This window comes from Psychromonas sp., assembly GCF_047632995.1.
Lineage (GTDB): Bacteria > Pseudomonadota > Gammaproteobacteria > Enterobacterales > Psychromonadaceae > Psychromonas.
In genome coordinates, this window is record NZ_JBLIEK010000031.1 from 19803 (window position 1) to 36557 (window position 16755).

Consider the following 16755-nt stretch of genomic DNA (forward strand, 5'->3'; position numbering starts at 1 on the left):
AGGCTAGGATACAATATAGAATTAACCAATTAAGTAAGTGATCAAATCGTTATTTTAGAACAAGTAAAAAAAACAACCGAAGTTGCTTTTTATAAATAGATATTAGTAAGCGTAGATCATGCCGTCGATTTATATGTTAACCAATTGTTATAAAAGGATAAATATTAAATGGCGGATCAAAGTCCCCTCATTATCCCCCTACTCGTTCTCAGTAATGTATCTACTCATGTATTTTTATACACGATATTATAATGAATGGATAATCTACAGGATAAATTATGAAGTGACATAGTTAATTTGGCCACAACTATCCTGACACAGTGGGTTTGGGTCTTACCGATATTTTAAGAAATCTTATTCGAGCATCTTGGTTTATAGATAGTCTTCATTGCAGCAATATAACGTTGGCGGCATTGAGTCCGCGTGCAACGCTTTGTTAGTATGAAATCACAGCAATGCGATCAAATACATTGCGGCAATAAAAGATGTGACCTTTGCGAACACCACCATAATAATTACATCTTTCAAGGATGTTTCTGTGAATTTAATTAACAGAAACAATAAGGCAACCCACGACAAAATAAAACCAATGTATGGAATAATAGTTACAACTGAGGAGATTAGAGCCGCAAGAGCTAAATAACGAAAAGGACAATATTCACCACTCCAACCAACACCAGTTACTACTTGCATTGATTTCATCCCAAGCCAAAGAAATGCTGTAGTAACTAGCAAATTAATACTAATGATTAATAGTAATTCCATTTACATACTCTCTATTTTAATACTAACGCCGCAAACACTGGCGCGTAGATTGGCGCTGTTTTTGCGAGCTTTTTGTTTTTAGCAAAACCGCGACAACCGTTATGCGTCCGGTGCATTGCCTTGTTAGAGGTTTCAAACAAGGTAATACTCACTTAAGCCAGTAACCAAGTGCTAATACAAGTACAGCAACAAAGATTGGAACCCATATTTTTTCAACCCAAAGAAACTACTTTGCTTCGAAGGACTAGGCTGTTCAAGGTAATCAACCCCTAAAGCAGATAATCTTAAGTTTTGATACTCAAATTCTGTTGGTGATGAAGATGAAGTAATATCGTCACCACTAATCAATCCCCTATCATGGAGACTATTTACAACATAACAGTCAATTTCAGAGGAATTACATCCAGAATTTTCTTTAACATGAGTAAGCACCGTACGTACATCTGACATCAAATACCTCTAACACCTCTAACACCTCTAACATCTCTAACATCTCTAACACCTTATTAAACGGAAAAATTTCGTGTTTCCACAAGAAAAATAGCCATCAAATATTTATGATAAAAATAAACGTTACATGTTTTGACGCCACTTATCAAATGGTTACATTTTAAATAGGATCTAACTATTATAGAAGGCGTAATTATTCCGTATTTACGGTGGAAACACGGAATACAACACTAAACCACCAACGTATGCCCATTGACCTTCAACCATTCCCGGCATTCTTTATAATCCGGCATTACGCGCTCGACCTCTGTCCAGAACTTTGGTGAATGATCATGGTGTCGTAAATGGCAGAGTTCACGGACAAGGATGTAATCAACAATACGGTTGGTTGCAATTAGTCCGTACTGCAACCTCCCCAACAGCTTTTAAATAACTTAATGCTGCTGGTTCTTGGTTTAACAACGACGATTTTTTGGATCCATGTTAGAGACCATAGTTAGCGTCAACTAAATCACCCACCTCAACGTTTTTAATAAATGACTTTTCTCCTAACCAATTTGATAAAGCATGGCGATCTTCTTCTGAAGCTGAGCCATATCGGTCAATTGAAGATACGAAAACATCAAACACATCAATCCCACCTCCACCAGCAATCATTAAATTTCTCGATTCAACGAAATCTACCATGTCATTCAAGAAAGGATCTAAAGCACTTTCCTCCATCTCCTTAAAACTCAATGACACTTCAAATCCATAAACTGTGTATTCATCAACATATAACTTTTTACGGAGTCGACGGCTTCTTTTTACATTCTGATCAATCTTCATTTTGCCTCTCTTGTATTTCATTTATTAGGTTAAAAAATATAAAGCTAAATATCTCTCTCAAACCACCAGCGTATGACCATTGACCTTCAACCACTCACGGTAGGATTATAAAGGATCTAACGTCGGCCACTTACTGTTTTTTGCCTTGAATTTGATGCGTTATGGATATAGTTAACCGCATTCACATCAAATAAAATAAAAAAAGCCCGTAAAGCATGGCTTTACGGGCTTAATGAAACATTGTGCGTTTCTATGAAATGGCTAGGTGATGACTACATCATGCCGCCCATTCCACCCATTCCACCCATATCAGGTGCCGGAGCACCCGGTGCAACCGGAAGATCTGTGATCATACATTCGGTCGTGATCATCATACCCGCAATAGAAGCGGCAAACTGCAATGCACTGCGCGTTACTTTAGTCGGATCTAAAATGCCCATTTCAAGCATATCCCCGTATTCACCCGTGGTTGCATTGTAACCAAAGTTTCCTTCACCCTGCTGTACCTTGTTGGCAACAACAGAGGCTTCTTCACCACAGTTTTCAACGATTTGACGAAGAGGAGATTCCATTGCACGCAGTGCAACACGAATCCCGACATTCTGATCATCGTTATCACCTTTAAGGCCTTTTAGTAGTGCCGCAACACGTACGAAGGCAACACCGCCACCGGCAACAACACCTTCTTCAACCGCTGCGCGTGTCGCATGCAAAGCATCATCTACACGATCTTTTTTCTCTTTCATTTCAACTTCAGTTGATGCGCCGACTTTAATAACTGCCACGCCGCCCGCTAGTTTTGCAGACCGCTCCTGCAGTTTCTCTTTGTCATAATCAGATGAAGAGGCTTCAATTTGTTGTTGAATTTGGCTTACACGCGCTTTAATAGCGGCATCTTCACCAATACCATCAATAATAGTTGTTTCATCTTTACTGATAACAACACGTTTAGCTTGACCTAAATCTTCCAGTTGTACTTTTTCAAGATCTAAACCAATCTCTTCAGAGATAACTGTCGCTGCAGTTAATATCGCAATATCTTGTAACATTGCTTTACGACGATCGCCAAAACCAGGGGCTTTAACCGCACAGACTTTAACGATACCGCGCATATTATTAACAACAAGTGTTGCTAATGCTTCACCTTCCACATCTTCAGCAATAATAAGTAGAGGTTTTGATGCTTTAGCAACCGCTTCTAATGTTGGTAATAATTCACGGATATTACCGATCTTTTTATCAACCAATAAGATGTATGGGCTTTCTAGCTCAACGGTGCCCGTTTCATGATTGGTCATAAAATAAGGTGATAGGTAACCACGATCAAATTGCATACCTTCGACCACATCCAGCTCAGTTTCTAAACCTTGACCTTCCTCAACAGTGATCACGCCTGCATTACCCACTTTCTGCATTGCTGAAGCGATAATTTCACCGATTTCAGAGTCTGAGTTAGCAGAAATAGTACCTACTTGGGTGATAGCTTTTGAATCAGAACACGGAGTCGACAATTTTTTCAGTTCGATAACTGCAGCTTTAACTGTTTGATCGATTCCACGTTTCAGATCCATTGGATTCATGCCTGCAGCAACTGCTTTGAGACCTTCTGAAATAATAGATTGAGCTAACACTGTTGCAGTTGTTGTTCCATCACCCGCAGCATCATTAGTTTGTGAGGCGACCTCTTTAACCATCTGTGCGCCCATGTTTTCAAACTTATCTTCAAGCTCTATCTCTTTGGCTACAGTCACGCCATCTTTAGTAATTTGTGGCGCGCCAAAACTTTTATCAATAACAACATTACGTCCTTTAGGACCTAACGTCACTTTAACCGCATCAGCTAATACATTTACACCAGCCAACATTTTAATACGAGAGTCACTACCGAATCTTACATCTTTTGCAGACATATTTATTTTCCTTTACCTGTTAAATTTATAGTCAAACTGCTTTGCTACATTTACAAAGCTGCGTTGAATTTAAAGTTTATTCCACTACGGCTAAGATATCACTTTCACTTAATATAATGACTTCTTGGCCTTCAATCTTTTCTGTTTTCAGGCCATAACCTTCACTGAAAATAACGATATCTCCCACTTTTACATCAAGCGGTTTTACTTCACCACTATCTAAAAGACGACCTTTACCGACAGCAAGCACTTCACCACGTGTTGACTTTGCAGCAGCGCTTCCCGTTAACACAATGCCACCCGCTGATTTAGTTTCTTGTTCAGTACGCTTTAAAATAACACGATCATGTAATGGACGAATTGTCATGGTTTTTCCTTATAATAATTAACGTTGGGATTGATAAAATAGATGGGGATGAATAATATATTATCAAGTAAACAGTGTGATTTTCTTTACCCAAAAAAAACCTGTATTACAAATACAGGTTGTTAGCAATGCAGTTGAATTAAATTTAAGTTAGCCCATTGATGCCTTTGGCTGCGATAATTCATTTATAATTTTATTGATTTCACTGACCACAATCAGAATACTTTTCTCACTTTTCTGATGTTGATAAGCAACAACCTTACCCTCAATAACCCTTAAACGGCCCAAACCCACAATAAAAATGCGACCATTAAAAAATGCTTTTACGAACTTTGCAATTTGGCGAGGTTGATATTTTTTAAAACTTCTTAGCGTGATAGAATTTTTAATATTCACGATTAGCCCTTTTTATTTTTATGTAATCAAATTTTTAGTTGTTAATTTATTATTCTTTTATGACAAAATAATGAAACACCAATATTTTCAAACACTTTACGTGCAATTTAAAATATTTACCATAAATTTATAAAGTAAAAATCATATCTCGTGATGTTCATCCAAAAACCTACTTTTCATCGTCCTTTCGTTCGAACTCCCCTTCAATAATATTTTTATCTCTGTTTTGCCCCGTAAAAGAGCCTGTTTGGGATTGGGAATAACTGCCTGACATAGATGCATCTGTCTTTAATTTCACATTCGCCATTACAGTCTTAGCAAGACGAGCTCTAATCGTTGGCTGCAAGAGTAATAAACCACAAAAATCAGTTACAAACCCAGGTGTAACCAGTAACACCCCCGTCACTAATAACATGACCCCTTCGACTAGTTGTAAAGCTGGCATTTCACCTTGCGCTATACGTTGCTGTAGCTGTTGTAAAAGTTGAACCCCCTGACTGCGGACTAAAGCTGAGCCAATTAATGCAGTAACGACAACCAAGGCAACCGTTGGCCACGCACCTAAAAAACTGCCAACTTTAACCAGAACAAAAATCTCTAATAATGAAACACTGGTAAAAACTAAAAATAAGCGTGCAAACATGCTTTCTCCGACTGACTCTATTTATGTCACTTTAATATGTATTCTAACTTTCTATATGAGGGTGCTTTAAGCAAAATTCAAGGTGCCAGTCCTTACTTGAAAGCCTAATTTTAAATCGTCAGCAAGATAGCCCATTTATTGTTTTATCCAATGGCAGTTAGTCCGTAAAACATTGTAAAAGTTCATATTTACACCCTAACTCAAATGGCAGAAATTGCAAATAGCGTCACTTGAACTCTAAATTTCGTACTTGTACTTTTGTCTTAATTGAGTGTGTATAGCGACTATCAGAGGCAAGTTCCCCAGCTAGCTCTATCTGCACGCTGCGCATCGTAGCCGATGCCCCCGAAATGCTGCTATCTGTCAGATCGGTAAAGTCTAATGCTGTGATTTTAATAAACTGTTTATCCGATAATGCTGTCCAACTGCCATTCCCTGCAGCATAACAATCAGAGGCCAGCGGTCCAACACCAGTGCCAAATTGAATTTCATTTTCGCCAGGAATAAAGCGAAAAGCCATTTTATTAGCATCCGTAATAGAGGGTGCGGCATCGTGGTTATAATAATAAACAATACAGTCTTGCTCTGCGCTGTTGATAGAGTCGACGGTTTGAGTTGCGCCGCTACCGACCATAAATTCATCGCCACCGTAACCCGCTCGCCTAATATCAGTTTCCATAACAGAGATAATTGATTGTAAATCAGTACGCAAACGAGAATATTTTAAACTTTTCGCCCCCGAAGAAACGCCCGTCACATATAAGCCAATAACCATAGCTAATAGCACAGAGCCAAGCAACAGCGCGATTAACAGTTCGACGAGTGAAAAACCTTTTTGCGTCACTAACATTTTTTATATCCTAGTTGTGCTTGATCAGGCGAACAAACTCTTAAACGGATGGTTGACTGAATAACTTTTAACTTATAGCCCGTCAGATCAGTCAGTGTCACGCTGCCAGCATTAATACTAAATCTCATCGGGCTGTAAGATGCTTGATTACCGTTAAAGGTTATATCGGATGCAGAGGTGAATAAGGTTTTACCATCGCTCACCTCTTCAATATGCTCTAAGCCATTTAACAAGCAGGAATTAGCAACAAAACAATCACAACTAGGTAAATCAGTCATTGCCATTTTCCATTCCCCACTATTACCCTGTTGACAAAAGTGTACATAGACCTTTTTGTTGTACTTGATAGATTGCGACTTTGCGAAACGCAAAAAATGGTAAAGCCGCTCAGTTTTCTGTATTAATGCTTGTTGAGCAAAAATGGCGCTATAACCATTCACTGCCATTGGGATTAAAATCCCGAACACAGCCAGCGTGACAAGCAATTCAGTAAGCGTAAATCCAATCATTGTATAGTGATTTTTTTTCATCAATAACAGATCCTCAAAACAGGTCCATTTACTCACTCAAAATATTTTTAAGCTGCGCCTCAATAGAACGGTAGCGCTGCATTGATAAGCTATCAAGTTGTTCTGCTTCTGCTTCTACGACATTAATACATTGTTTGACAATAAATTTTTTCTTGGAAAACTTTTCATTGGGCGGCCAGCCTTTGGTTATTGACTGGGCTAAATTTAACGACAATTGCGTGTTATTTGGCATTATTTCAAACGCGTCAATAAATATACTTGTTGACGCTGGATATAAACCACTACGGTAAAGTTTAATACCTTGTTCATTGAGGCTAAGTAGTTTCGCAATTTTGTCTTTATGCCCCTGCTTAACTTCATTAACAAGCAGTAGATCACTCATCCCCTCAATACTATCATCGCTTTCCGGGAGGGTAATTAGCGCCATAATTTCCTCATATTTTTCATAATCCCCCAGTTCAAACCAGGCTTTTGCTAACGCCAGTCCACTATCTCGTCCACACTCAATAATCATTTCAACATTACAGTCGTTAAGCGATTGGGTTGCTCCCTTTAATAATCTTTTTATTATCATAATGCGCGCAGACACTATTTTCTCAAGTTGATGAAATAGCGTTTTATCAAAGCGTTGTGCGCCGCTCTTTAATGTAGCTTGTACCTGCGAAAATATTTTCGCCTGCTGCAATTCGCTACTTTTTTGCGCGCGATCTAACAAACAGTGGATATAGTTAAAATGATGATCAATATGTTCATGCACAGAAAAACGGGTATTATCTAGCACAGTTTTAAAACAGCGTTGCGCAATTTCCCAATCCCCTTCTAACAATGACAGGTTAGCTAAGGCACGCTGTCTGGGAATGTTTTTGGGGGATAACTTCACCGATTCAAGTAATATTTCTTTTGCTTGTGAATAACATTTACGCTGGGCATAGATACTTGATAACCAGTTTAAAGCTTCGATGCGTGTTTCTTTTAATTCACAGAGTGGATTTAATAGGGCTGCAGATTTGCTGTAATCACCCAGATGATAATAAGCGACCGCTTTCCCCAACGTAGCCCAAGAGAAATCTCTATGAGCCAAAATTGAGTTATATAAATCCAGGGCTATTTGAGGCTGTTTTAAATGCAGTAACACCTCACCTTTCAATCGCATAATAGGCAATGCGTATTTCTGATTAGCTTGGCTTGCTTTGGTACATTCTGCTAACGCTGTTTTATAATTTTTCAGCGCAAGCGCGTCATAAATAGCACCGAGAACTTTACGTTTGTTCAATGCTCTGACTAAACGTGCTTCTAATGTTTTATAGGAAAAAGGTTTTAATAAATAGTCATCCGGCTGCAATTCCACAATGCCATGGATAACCTGCAAAGCAGTTTCAGCGCTTATCAATATAAAAACGGTATTACTTTTAAGTAACTCCCTTAGTTTTAACTCTTCAAATAACTGATAGCCATCTTTACCTTTGCCTAAGTTGAAATCACATAAAACAAAGTCATATTTTGTCACTTCACATAATTCAATTGCACGATCACCGTTACCTGCGACCGATATTTCCTTGCAACCTAAGAGTTGTAGCATGCTCTTTATCGCACTTCTTATTGTGTCGATATCATCAACCACTAAAACAGATTGCGTAGAAAAAAAATTACTGGGTAACGCCATAATTTATCTGTACCTAACTTATAAAAAAAGAAGATTATTGAAGTCTAGTAGAACAGGAAACTTTAGCTATTAAATAATTAGTGAAAGCAAAGTCATATCATAAAACTGCAATATTTAACGCTTATTCTCTTCCTATTGACACTGTTATCACCATCCAAAAAGGAATTAGTATGCAATATAACCATGACACTGATCTGCAAATAATTACCGATGAAATACTATCCCCGAAAAAAAATGCTCCAAAAGTCAGAATGTGGCGAGAAATAGAAGAGGTGAAAGCGCGTCAGAAATTAGCAAAAGAATTATACGATATTGATCCAAGTTTTTCGTTATTTTACAATCAGCTCGTTTAATCTTCTCTTCTCAGAAAACCAAAACGCATCAAAAATGATGCGTTTTAAATTTACTGAAAAAGACAATTAAATTTGAAATAAAGACTCTATTGATAACCCCTGTTGAGAAAGTACTTCCCGTAAACTTTTCAATGCCTCTACCTGAATTTGGCGAACACGTTCACGCGTTAAACCTATCTCTTTACCCACATTTTCTAACGTTGCAGCTTCATAACCTAACAAACCAAAGCGTCTTGCTAATACCTCTCGCTGTTTTGGGTTAAGATCTTCTAACCAATCAACAATACGTAACTTCATATCATCATCCTGCAATTCATTCTCAGGTGATGATTCTTTACGATCGGGAATAATATCTAATAACTCTTTATCAGAGTTATTACCGATAGGGATATCCACCGAGCTGATCCGCTCATTAAGCTTTAATATCTTAGAGACCTCTTTTGCAGAAACACCTAACTCTTTAGCAATATCTTCAGCCGTTGGTTCATGAGTAAGCTTATGAGCGAGTTCCCGAGCAGTTCTGAGGTAGACATTTAATTTTTTAACAATATGGATAGGGAGACGAATAGTGCGGGTTTGATTCATTATTGCACGCTCGATGGTTTGACGTATCCACCATGTAGCATAAGTTGAAAAGCGAAACCCTTTTTCGGGATCAAATTTCTCTACTGCACGAATCAATCCTAAATTCCCCTCTTCAACCAAATCTAGCAGGGATAACCCTCGGTTGTTATAACGTCGAGAAATTTTAACTACAAGTCGCAGATTACTTTCTATCATACGTTTACGTGCGACTGCATCTCCGCGCAGTGAGCGACGTGCATAATAGATCTCTTCCTGGGCTGTTAATAATGGAGAAAAACCAATCTCACCGAGATAAAGTTGAGTGGCATCCATTATTTTCAACTCATTGCTTGCCGTTACTGCTGTTTTATCAACAGATTCATCTTTTACACCGTCATTTTTACATTTTTGCGAATCACTTTTAGCCATTTTAACCATAGCTAATATCCCCTTTTTTGATACTCAAATTGTTCTTTTTTCCGCGCAAAGAGTTGCATTACAATGAACCATAACGCCTCCTTAATAATTAAGCTAATCTCCTTTTATCACATAACAATCTGGTTAAATACCAAGTTGTTATCGCTTTGGGAGATAACGTAAAGGATCAACTGATTTGCCACGGTAACGAATTTCAAAGTGCAGATGCACGCTGTCAGTACCACTGTCTCCCATTATCGCAATTTTTTGTCCCGCTCTAATTGTTGAATTTTCACTAACCAGGAGCTTTTCATTGTGTGCGTAAGCGCTTAAATAATCATAATTATGTTTGATAATAATTAGATTACCATAGCCACTTAAACCACTCCCTGCGTAAACAACTTCGCCAGATGTAGCGGCATAAATAGCCGTGCCTCGTTGATTCGAAAGACTAATTCCTTTCATACCAAGTTGCGATGAAGCGAAGGTTTTGGTTAATTTCCCTTTTGCGGGCCAATGCCAAGTAGTTACTTTCCTATCGCCCGTTTTCTTGTTGTTTACTGCTTTTGGGGGTGTTTTGAGATCAACCTTATCTGCAGAATAAGCTTTTGTTTTTTTCTCTACAAGCTTTTTACCCTGGTTTTTATCACAGCTTTGACCTGTACACTGTGTTGGTGATTTTTTGTCTTTTATTTGTGATGTTCGGTTGCTTTTTGCGGTTGTTTTTTTGGCTTTTGTTGCGTTTAAATTTAGTGTTTGCCCTTCGTGGATAATATAGGGTGGTTTTATATTGTTATAATTAACCAAGGTCTCCACATCAAGACCGCTCTGCCATGCAATAGCATATAAGGTATCACCCGCTTGAACTTTATAAACGTTTGACTTTTTAACTGAGGAATTGACCTCACGCAAGCTCTTAGAATGGCTATTACTATTACTTTTGCTTAAGGTTAGATCAGAAACAGGGGCTCTGGGGCCTGATGCACTGCACCCCAACAGCCCCCACAAAACAAATATCACAACAGCTAGATTTTTCACAAGCAGTTAGTACCTCAAGGTGAAATACACAATAACGGCAAGCAATACGGTTATCCATCCCAACGTATCAATATATTTGCGCAGTTTCGCTTCCATTTTCTCTCCCCCTAAGACCATTAATCCCGCCACTAGAAAGAAACGTAAGCCACGGCCGATTAGTGCAGTCAACATAAAAGGTAAAAAGACCATTCCCATGATACCTGCGGTGATAGTAAATACTTTAAAGGGGATAGGTGTGAAACTGGCGATAAAGATAACCATTACCCCCCACTGTAAAAACCAGGCTTGTGCCGTTTCCATTTTACCTTGATAACTCATGAATTCTATAAAGGGCAAAACAACAGGTTCATATAAAACATGGCCAATATAATAACCGACAGCGCCGCCAAGCACAGAAAAAATGGTTGCGCCTAACGCGTAACGCCATGCCAGTGCACGTTTAGCAAGCGCCATCGGTGCAAGCATAATATCAACGGGAATAGGCCAAAAAATAGATTCGGCAAAAGCATTCATATAGAGATAAAATGGCGCATGTTTATGCTTAGACCAAACCATCACTTTGCTGTAGAGAGGGGAAAATATTTTCACTTTTTTTTCTCATATTATAAATAAAAAATCTAAAGGTTTAGTTTATTACCGTGTTGTTAAATCACTAATTCACGCAACACACTGGTCGCATAACAACCCGATGGTAAATAAAAATCGATTTTCACACTGCGGTCATCGAGCCAAACAGCGCTAAATTTTTCAGGGATCAACAACAGAGGCCGACGTTCTTGCTTTAAACCATTTTTAACCAAGCCCGCTTGAATCTCCTGATATTTTGATAACAGCACTGTTTCATACTCTTTAGCATCCAGCTCAGAGGTCAGCTCTCCCGCTCCCCAGAGAGGCGCAGTTAAGCAGACTTCTCGCCGCTCTAAACGTTCCATTGTGGCGGGTTCAAGGTCCATTAACGGAAAGAAGGAACGATTACCAACAAACTGTACACAATCACCTAACAAAGGAGTTTTATACAGAGCGTCTTTGATACGTGCCGAAATCACTTGATTAAAAAGGTAACTACGCGCTGCGCTTAAATAGATGCCGCGTTTAAAGCGATCTTTTATTTTTCGACCTTGAAACATAGTTAATGCCGCATTGACATTATAACCATCGAAACCAAAACGCTGTGCGCCAAAATAGTTTGGCACCCCTTCCTGTACTTGTTGTAGTGCTTTTTGCAGTGCACTTTTATCACTTATTTCACGCAACACAATTGAAAAATAATTGCCCGCTAACGCCCCTGTTTTTATCTTTTTATGGTGACGAATAACCTTTAAAATAGTGACGCCAGGGAATTCAAACAGCGAAAAATCCGGCGTTATTTTTCCGGGAATATGCAATGAAAACCACTGTTTAGTATCACCTTGACGATCTTTAAGTCCTGCGTAACTGACATTTTTTGCAGGGATTTCTGCAAATTTTGCCAGTTCACGCGCTAAAAACTGGGTGTTCTCCCCCACTTTCTGAACCCACAAACAGACATGTTCTCCCTCTCCGGTTAATTCAAACCCCAAATCTTCCTGCACATTAAAATCTTCACATGACTGTTTAAATAAGCCACTGCTTTGAGGTTTGCCATAGAGATAGTTAAAATCTAAACTGAATTGTTGCTTTTCATTTTCTTCATTCATTATTTTGTCTTACTTATTTATTTTTCATTAACAGGACCACAGCATGGCTAGCAATACCTTCGCCACGTCCGATACAACCCAACTTTTCAGTGGTGGTTGCTTTGACATTAATATTATGGGAGTCGGTTTCTAATAACGCCGCAATCTGCAAACGCATATCATCGATAAATAACGCCATTTTAGGGGCTTGTGCAACAATGGTCAGATCAACATTACCAATTTTATAACCTCTATTTTTTGTTTGCTGAAAAATATCTTCAACTAACTTACGGCTATCAATACCCGCATATTTAGGATCGTCATCTGGAAAATGGCGACCAATATCACCCAGCGCCAATGCACCTAACAGTGCATCACATAAAGCATGCAGTACGACATCACCATCTGAATGCGCAATTAATCCTCTAAAATAGGGGATCTTTACACCGCCAAGAGTGATAGGACCTTGTCCGCCAAATTTATGCACATCAAAACCATGCCCGATACGAATCATATTTTTATCCACCCATTGATTTATTGCGACAGGTACAGCTCTGCAAGCTGCAAATCTTCATAACGTGTGATTTTGAGATTGTCACTTCGCCCTTCAATGATAGTAACAGGCAAACCTGACATTTCCATAGCAGAAGCTTCATCGGTAATGTTTTGCGGCTCTTTTGCGCTGGCAATGGCCTTAATCAAGGCTTTGTTTTGGAACATTTGCGGTGTTAAAGCATGCCATAAATTTTCCCGTTCAACCGTACCCGTGATTTGCCCCTGCGGATTGCTGCGTTTCATCGTGTCACGTACTCTTGAACCGAGAATCGCTCCTTGTTTTGAGATCGTGACATGCGCGATTAACTTGTCGATATCGACACGTGAAATACAGGGCCTAGCGGCATCATGGACTAAAACATAATCATCACCATTGATAACTGTTAGCGCAGATAGCACAGAATCAACACGCTCGCCCCCGCCCACTACCAACTCTATTTTAGGGTGGTTGGCGACATCAAGTTGCAGGAACCAGTGATCATTTTTAGCAAGGGAGACCACCACTTTGCAGATATCAGGGTGATTAAGAAAAGGGGCCAGGCTATGTTCAATAATGGTTTTACCTAATAAAGGTAAATATTGTTTAGGGATATCTGCGCCGACCCGCTTACCTATGCCTGCGGCCACAATAACGGCAACTAAATTTAATTTATTCATCCTAGTAATTTTCTTTGGGGACGATACGGAAAAAGGTTTCCCCCTCCTTCACTAGCCCCAATTCATTGCGCGCTCGCTCTTCAATGGCTTGTGATCCCAGCTTTAAATCCTCAATTTCTGAAAACATCATTTGGTTACGCTGTGTTAATTCCGCATTACTTGCCACGATAAGATCAACTTCTTGTATTAACGCATAGTTATCCTGTAAGCCGTTTTTACCAAACCATAGATGATATTGCTGTACCGCCAACAAAGAGATAAGCACAAACAGAAATAAACGCATAACAGAAAAACCTCAAGGTAAAGCAACAGATAAATGGAAGAAAGCCATTTTACACATTAGCTCATAAATTAACATCTGCGGTGAAAACATAAGTTTACTTATATGCAAATAATAAAGGGATCATAAATCAGAGAGTAGATTAAAAATTAACACTCCCATTTAATTTTATAATTTTATCTCTGTTACATTTTTAATTTTGTAACTATCTGTTTCTACAAACTCTGCATTCAGTTTGTAATTTCCAAAGTGCAAATATCACAAGCTTTAACTCTCTTTCCCTAGATAACTGACGCTACAAACGCCAATTTTGTGGTAGTGCGTCGACAAAGTTGCATAAAAGTTCCCTAAAAAAGAAAGACCAATGATAAAAGTGTGACACACGTCGTATCCATCACCAAAGAAAGCCCCCTATAATGCCCACCAAGTTAGTCGGAACTGCAATAATCACTTTAACGGCACGAACCAACTAACTCACCTCTTGGGGTGATGGATTATCAAAACAAATAATAAATAAATAACAAATAATTAAACTAAGGAATGACTATGAAATTTAAAACTCTTACGGCTGCAGTCGCAGTCGCATTGTTATCAGCTAGCGCATCAGCGGTAGATTTTAACGGTTACGCTCGTTCAGGTGTTGGCGCATCTGCAGACGGCGGACAGATCACAGCAAATGATGGTGTAGCTGGTGTTGGTCGTCTTGGTAATGAAGGTGATACTTACGCAGAATTCGCGCTAGGTCAAAATGTATATGATGACAACGGTGTTAAATTTTCTGTTCACACTCTAATGGCATACGGCCTTGGCGGCGATAAAGCTGATTGGGCTGAAAGTGGTGCATTACGTGAAGTTTATGTTAAAGGCAGCGGCCTGCTAGGTACTTCTACTCTATGGGCTGGTAAACGTTACTACCAACGTCATGATATCCATATCGTAGATGATTACTACTGGGCAATTAATGGTGAAGGCGCTGGTATTGAGAATATCGCACTTGGTAATACAGCTCTTTCTCTAGCTTGGTTCCAACGTGGCGGTTCTAATGGCAGTGCAAACACAAATATTTTAGATGCACGCTTAGCGGGCATTCAAATGTGGAAAAATGCATCGTTAGAAGTGGGTGTAATGAGCTGGATGCCTAATGCAGAGACAGATGCAGATAATGCATCTACTATGCTTACTGCTGAGTACACTCAAGGTGATTTCTTCGGTGGGTTTAACAAAGTAGTTTTACAAGCTGGTAACTACGGCTTTGCTAACGGTTTTGTTAACAGAACTGATGGAAGTTGGGTTGGTGATGCAAGTGATGCATCTGATGATGCAATGGCATTCCGCATTTACAACCATGGTGTTGTAAGCGCAGGCGACAAAGTTAATCTTGCTTATACATTAAACTTTGCTACTGGCTCTGATTTAACAGAAACAGATGATGGTGATTTCACTCTGTACAATGTTGTTGTTCGTCCTCAGTACTCTTGGACTGAAAACATGAAAACTCAGCTTGAAGCGGGTGTTTATGTTAAAGAAGCAGGTACAGTTGATTCATCTGAAGCGAAATTTACAGTTGCTCAATCTTGGTCTCCTGCAAGCGGCTTCTGGTCTCGTCCAGAAATCCGTGTTTTTGCAACTTACCTAACAGATCTTGAAGATGGTGAATATGCAAACGGTGAAGACAACGCATTAAGCATTGGTGTTCAAGCTGAAGCTTGGTGGTAGGCCAAAAAGTTTAAACGCTTAATTTAAGCAATTAACTTTTTCATTGAAACCCTTATCAGGTAACTGCTAAGGGTTTTTTTATATCTCGAGAAAAGGAGGAAAAAAGATAAATGGGTTCAGGTTAAAATTAACTCTTGTCTTTACTGCTATCTAAAGGGCGTTCTCTTTTTAGATTATGCGCTCTTCTACCTGTTAACTATCCAATATCGCTTATAACATGCTAGCTACCGATTGCCATACTATTATTCACGCGACTGAGAATATTACCTAATAGTTGTTGTATCGATATGCGACGATAAGCTTCCTGTAGATCACTTGGCGTCTTAGCTAATGGCAAATATAATGGGTGGGGAGTACATAGCAAATGAACATGATTAGTCATAAAAATCTATGCGGGGATATCAACTGAAAATTGAACAGTACAAACCTTCAATTGGGATTAGCAGATAAATCTGCATTATCAGCAAAAAAGATATGGTGATTATTACCTCTGGGAATAATATGCTGTGGTAGATCTCTAGGGTAAATTCTTGCTAATCTGGCCATTTTTCATACTCCAATCACTCTCCGGTTGAGCTTAGTTGAAGTATGAAATTTAATCTGACCCCATTTATGTTCTAAGAAGCGCTGTAAAGAAAGAGAGGTGAACTATTTAGCAGGCTTCCAAAACAGTAACCTGTCTTCCAACTGAGGGAAAATAGGGTGAATTAATAACTTATAACTTGTTATCAGCCCGACTATCGCCTTAATAACAACCATCTGATCAATGGCTAAAAGATAGTACGCAAAACCGCCAACAAACGCAGAAGTTAGCATGAACAATTGAAAGATACGCAACTGTTTCACGCTTAATGCGATTAATATCAGCGCAAAATCAACCCAGGTAAGCAACAACCCCAATGATGGGTTTGCCAAATAATCATTGGCTGCAAAGTAGGTGAAATAGCTTACACCCGCCACCATTAAAGCAAGCAGAAGATGCGTCACTTTTTTAGGCGTATTAGTAAAATCACAAACATAACGGTAGAAAGTGACACTACCCACCACTAAATTCAGCAATACTTTCGGCATTACACCAATCATAAATCCCCAGCTCACATCATTCGCAACCGAAAGAA

21 protein-coding genes are annotated in these 16755 nt (G+C 39.0%); 2 read left to right on the forward strand and 19 right to left on the reverse strand.

What is annotated here, in order from left to right:
- Nucleotides 1-447: 447 nt before the first annotated feature.
- The 11 genes from ACJAT7_RS07635 to ACJAT7_RS07685 form a co-directional block, all read right to left on the reverse strand.
- Nucleotides 448-765, reverse strand: coding sequence for a hypothetical protein (locus ACJAT7_RS07635; protein ID WP_415226204.1), 318 nt, complete (start codon nucleotides 763-765; stop codon nucleotides 448-450).
- A gap of 171 nt (nucleotides 766-936) precedes the next feature.
- Nucleotides 937-1215 carry a hypothetical protein gene (locus tag ACJAT7_RS07640; protein ID WP_415226205.1) on the reverse strand — a complete coding sequence of 93 codons (279 nt, stop codon included), beginning with the start codon at nucleotides 1213-1215 and terminating at the stop codon, nucleotides 937-939.
- Nucleotides 1216-1445: 230 nt separating this feature from the next.
- Nucleotides 1446-1634 (reverse strand): M48 family metallopeptidase, encoded by a 189-nt coding sequence (locus ACJAT7_RS07645; protein WP_415226206.1) that lies wholly within the window; start codon nucleotides 1632-1634, stop codon nucleotides 1446-1448.
- Nucleotides 1635-1698: 64 nt separating this feature from the next.
- On the reverse strand, nucleotides 1699-2043 hold the full coding sequence (locus tag ACJAT7_RS07650) for a YggL family protein (protein ID WP_415226207.1): 345 nt from the start codon (nucleotides 2041-2043) through the stop codon (nucleotides 1699-1701).
- A 272-nt stretch (nucleotides 2044-2315) separates the two neighbouring features.
- Nucleotides 2316-3953: a chaperonin GroEL gene (gene groL, locus ACJAT7_RS07655; RefSeq protein WP_415226208.1), complete on the reverse strand. Its 1638-nt coding sequence runs from the start codon at nucleotides 3951-3953 to the stop codon at nucleotides 2316-2318.
- Nucleotides 3954-4029: 76 nt separating this feature from the next.
- Entirely contained in the window at nucleotides 4030-4320 is a 291-nt protein-coding gene (locus tag ACJAT7_RS07660; RefSeq protein ID WP_415226209.1) for a co-chaperone GroES, read from the reverse strand.
- A 150-nt stretch (nucleotides 4321-4470) separates the two neighbouring features.
- The gene (locus tag ACJAT7_RS07665) at nucleotides 4471-4716 is read right to left on the reverse strand and encodes a DUF1107 domain-containing protein (protein ID WP_415226210.1); all 246 of its coding nucleotides are present in this window, start codon (nucleotides 4714-4716) and stop codon (nucleotides 4471-4473) included.
- A 169-nt stretch (nucleotides 4717-4885) separates the two neighbouring features.
- Nucleotides 4886-5359, reverse strand: a complete 474-nt coding sequence (locus tag ACJAT7_RS07670) for an FxsA family protein (RefSeq protein WP_415226211.1) — start codon at nucleotides 5357-5359, stop codon at nucleotides 4886-4888.
- Between the two features lie 226 nt (nucleotides 5360-5585).
- Nucleotides 5586-6209, reverse strand: coding sequence for a prepilin-type N-terminal cleavage/methylation domain-containing protein (locus tag ACJAT7_RS07675; protein ID WP_415226212.1), 624 nt, complete (start codon nucleotides 6207-6209; stop codon nucleotides 5586-5588).
- The gene (locus ACJAT7_RS07680) at nucleotides 6203-6739 is read right to left on the reverse strand and encodes a GspH/FimT family pseudopilin (protein ID WP_415226213.1); all 537 of its coding nucleotides are present in this window, start codon (nucleotides 6737-6739) and stop codon (nucleotides 6203-6205) included. The genes ACJAT7_RS07675 and ACJAT7_RS07680 overlap by 7 nt, the downstream gene beginning before the upstream one ends.
- A 28-nt stretch (nucleotides 6740-6767) precedes the next feature.
- Nucleotides 6768-8402: a response regulator gene (locus tag ACJAT7_RS07685; protein ID WP_415226214.1), complete on the reverse strand. Its 1635-nt coding sequence runs from the start codon at nucleotides 8400-8402 to the stop codon at nucleotides 6768-6770.
- A gap of 170 nt (nucleotides 8403-8572) precedes the next feature.
- On the opposite strand from ACJAT7_RS07685, the gene ACJAT7_RS07690 reads away from it, so the two are divergent.
- Complete coding sequence (locus ACJAT7_RS07690) at nucleotides 8573-8755, forward strand: DUF3545 family protein (RefSeq protein ID WP_415226215.1); 183 nt, start codon at nucleotides 8573-8575, stop codon at nucleotides 8753-8755.
- A 66-nt stretch (nucleotides 8756-8821) separates the two neighbouring features.
- Here ACJAT7_RS07690 and rpoS read toward each other — a convergent pair whose 3' ends face one another.
- The 7 genes from rpoS to ftsB form a co-directional block, all read right to left on the reverse strand.
- The gene (rpoS, locus tag ACJAT7_RS07695) at nucleotides 8822-9748 is read right to left on the reverse strand and encodes an RNA polymerase sigma factor RpoS (protein ID WP_415226216.1); all 927 of its coding nucleotides are present in this window, start codon (nucleotides 9746-9748) and stop codon (nucleotides 8822-8824) included.
- Nucleotides 9749-9895: 147 nt separating this feature from the next.
- Entirely contained in the window at nucleotides 9896-10774 is an 879-nt protein-coding gene (locus ACJAT7_RS07700) for a peptidoglycan DD-metalloendopeptidase family protein (RefSeq protein ID WP_415226217.1), read from the reverse strand.
- Between the two features lie 6 nt (nucleotides 10775-10780).
- Nucleotides 10781-11362 (reverse strand): YqaA family protein, encoded by a 582-nt coding sequence (locus tag ACJAT7_RS07705; protein ID WP_415226218.1) that lies wholly within the window; start codon nucleotides 11360-11362, stop codon nucleotides 10781-10783.
- A 56-nt stretch (nucleotides 11363-11418) separates the two neighbouring features.
- On the reverse strand, nucleotides 11419-12450 hold the full coding sequence (gene truD, locus ACJAT7_RS07710; RefSeq protein WP_415226219.1) for a tRNA pseudouridine(13) synthase TruD: 1032 nt from the start codon (nucleotides 12448-12450) through the stop codon (nucleotides 11419-11421).
- Nucleotides 12451-12463: 13 nt separating this feature from the next.
- Complete coding sequence (gene ispF / locus ACJAT7_RS07715; protein WP_415226220.1) at nucleotides 12464-12943, reverse strand: 2-C-methyl-D-erythritol 2,4-cyclodiphosphate synthase; 480 nt, start codon at nucleotides 12941-12943, stop codon at nucleotides 12464-12466.
- 20 nt (nucleotides 12944-12963) lie between these two features.
- The gene (ispD, locus tag ACJAT7_RS07720; protein ID WP_415226221.1) at nucleotides 12964-13641 is read right to left on the reverse strand and encodes a 2-C-methyl-D-erythritol 4-phosphate cytidylyltransferase; all 678 of its coding nucleotides are present in this window, start codon (nucleotides 13639-13641) and stop codon (nucleotides 12964-12966) included.
- A gap of 1 nt (nucleotide 13642) precedes the next feature.
- Nucleotides 13643-13924 carry a cell division protein FtsB gene (gene ftsB / locus ACJAT7_RS07725; RefSeq protein WP_415226222.1) on the reverse strand — a complete coding sequence of 94 codons (282 nt, stop codon included), beginning with the start codon at nucleotides 13922-13924 and terminating at the stop codon, nucleotides 13643-13645.
- A gap of 543 nt (nucleotides 13925-14467) precedes the next feature.
- Between ftsB and ACJAT7_RS07730 the strand changes: the two genes are divergently transcribed.
- Complete coding sequence (locus tag ACJAT7_RS07730; protein WP_415226223.1) at nucleotides 14468-15637, forward strand: carbohydrate porin; 1170 nt, start codon at nucleotides 14468-14470, stop codon at nucleotides 15635-15637.
- A gap of 648 nt (nucleotides 15638-16285) precedes the next feature.
- Here the strand turns inward: ACJAT7_RS07730 and ACJAT7_RS07735 are convergent.
- A partial coding sequence (locus ACJAT7_RS07735; RefSeq protein WP_415226224.1) for a phosphopyruvate hydratase occupies nucleotides 16286-16755 on the reverse strand: 470 nt, incomplete at its 5' end.

Bases quoted from the DNA above. Each gene is read 5' to 3' on its own strand.
- ACJAT7_RS07635 (WP_415226204.1), bottom strand. From the start codon at position 765: ATGGAATTACTATTAATCATTAGTATTAATTTGCTAGTTACTACAGCA.
- ACJAT7_RS07640 (WP_415226205.1), bottom strand. From the start codon at position 1,215: ATGTCAGATGTACGTACGGTGCTTACTCATGTTAAAGAAAATTCTGGA.
- ACJAT7_RS07650 (WP_415226207.1), bottom strand. From the start codon at position 2,043: ATGAAGATTGATCAGAATGTAAAAAGAAGCCGTCGACTCCGTAAAAAG.
- groL (WP_415226208.1), bottom strand. From the start codon at position 3,953: ATGTCTGCAAAAGATGTAAGATTCGGTAGTGACTCTCGTATTAAAATG.
- ACJAT7_RS07660 (WP_415226209.1), bottom strand. From the start codon at position 4,320: ATGACAATTCGTCCATTACATGATCGTGTTATTTTAAAGCGTACTGAA.
- ACJAT7_RS07670 (WP_415226211.1), bottom strand. From the start codon at position 5,359: ATGTTTGCACGCTTATTTTTAGTTTTTACCAGTGTTTCATTATTAGAG.
- ACJAT7_RS07675 (WP_415226212.1), bottom strand. From the start codon at position 6,209: ATGTTAGTGACGCAAAAAGGTTTTTCACTCGTCGAACTGTTAATCGCG.
- ACJAT7_RS07680 (WP_415226213.1), bottom strand. From the start codon at position 6,739: ATGAAAAAAAATCACTATACAATGATTGGATTTACGCTTACTGAATTG.
- ACJAT7_RS07685 (WP_415226214.1), bottom strand. From the start codon at position 8,402: ATGGCGTTACCCAGTAATTTTTTTTCTACGCAATCTGTTTTAGTGGTT.
- ACJAT7_RS07690 (WP_415226215.1), top strand. From the start codon at position 8,573: ATGCAATATAACCATGACACTGATCTGCAAATAATTACCGATGAAATA.
- rpoS (WP_415226216.1), bottom strand. From the start codon at position 9,748: ATGGCTAAAAGTGATTCGCAAAAATGTAAAAATGACGGTGTAAAAGAT.
- truD (WP_415226219.1), bottom strand. From the start codon at position 12,450: ATGAATGAAGAAAATGAAAAGCAACAATTCAGTTTAGATTTTAACTAT.
- ispF (WP_415226220.1), bottom strand. From the start codon at position 12,943: ATGATTCGTATCGGGCATGGTTTTGATGTGCATAAATTTGGCGGACAA.
- ispD (WP_415226221.1), bottom strand. From the start codon at position 13,641: ATGAATAAATTAAATTTAGTTGCCGTTATTGTGGCCGCAGGCATAGGT.
- ftsB (WP_415226222.1), bottom strand. From the start codon at position 13,924: ATGCGTTTATTTCTGTTTGTGCTTATCTCTTTGTTGGCGGTACAGCAA.
- ACJAT7_RS07730 (WP_415226223.1), top strand. From the start codon at position 14,468: ATGAAATTTAAAACTCTTACGGCTGCAGTCGCAGTCGCATTGTTATCA.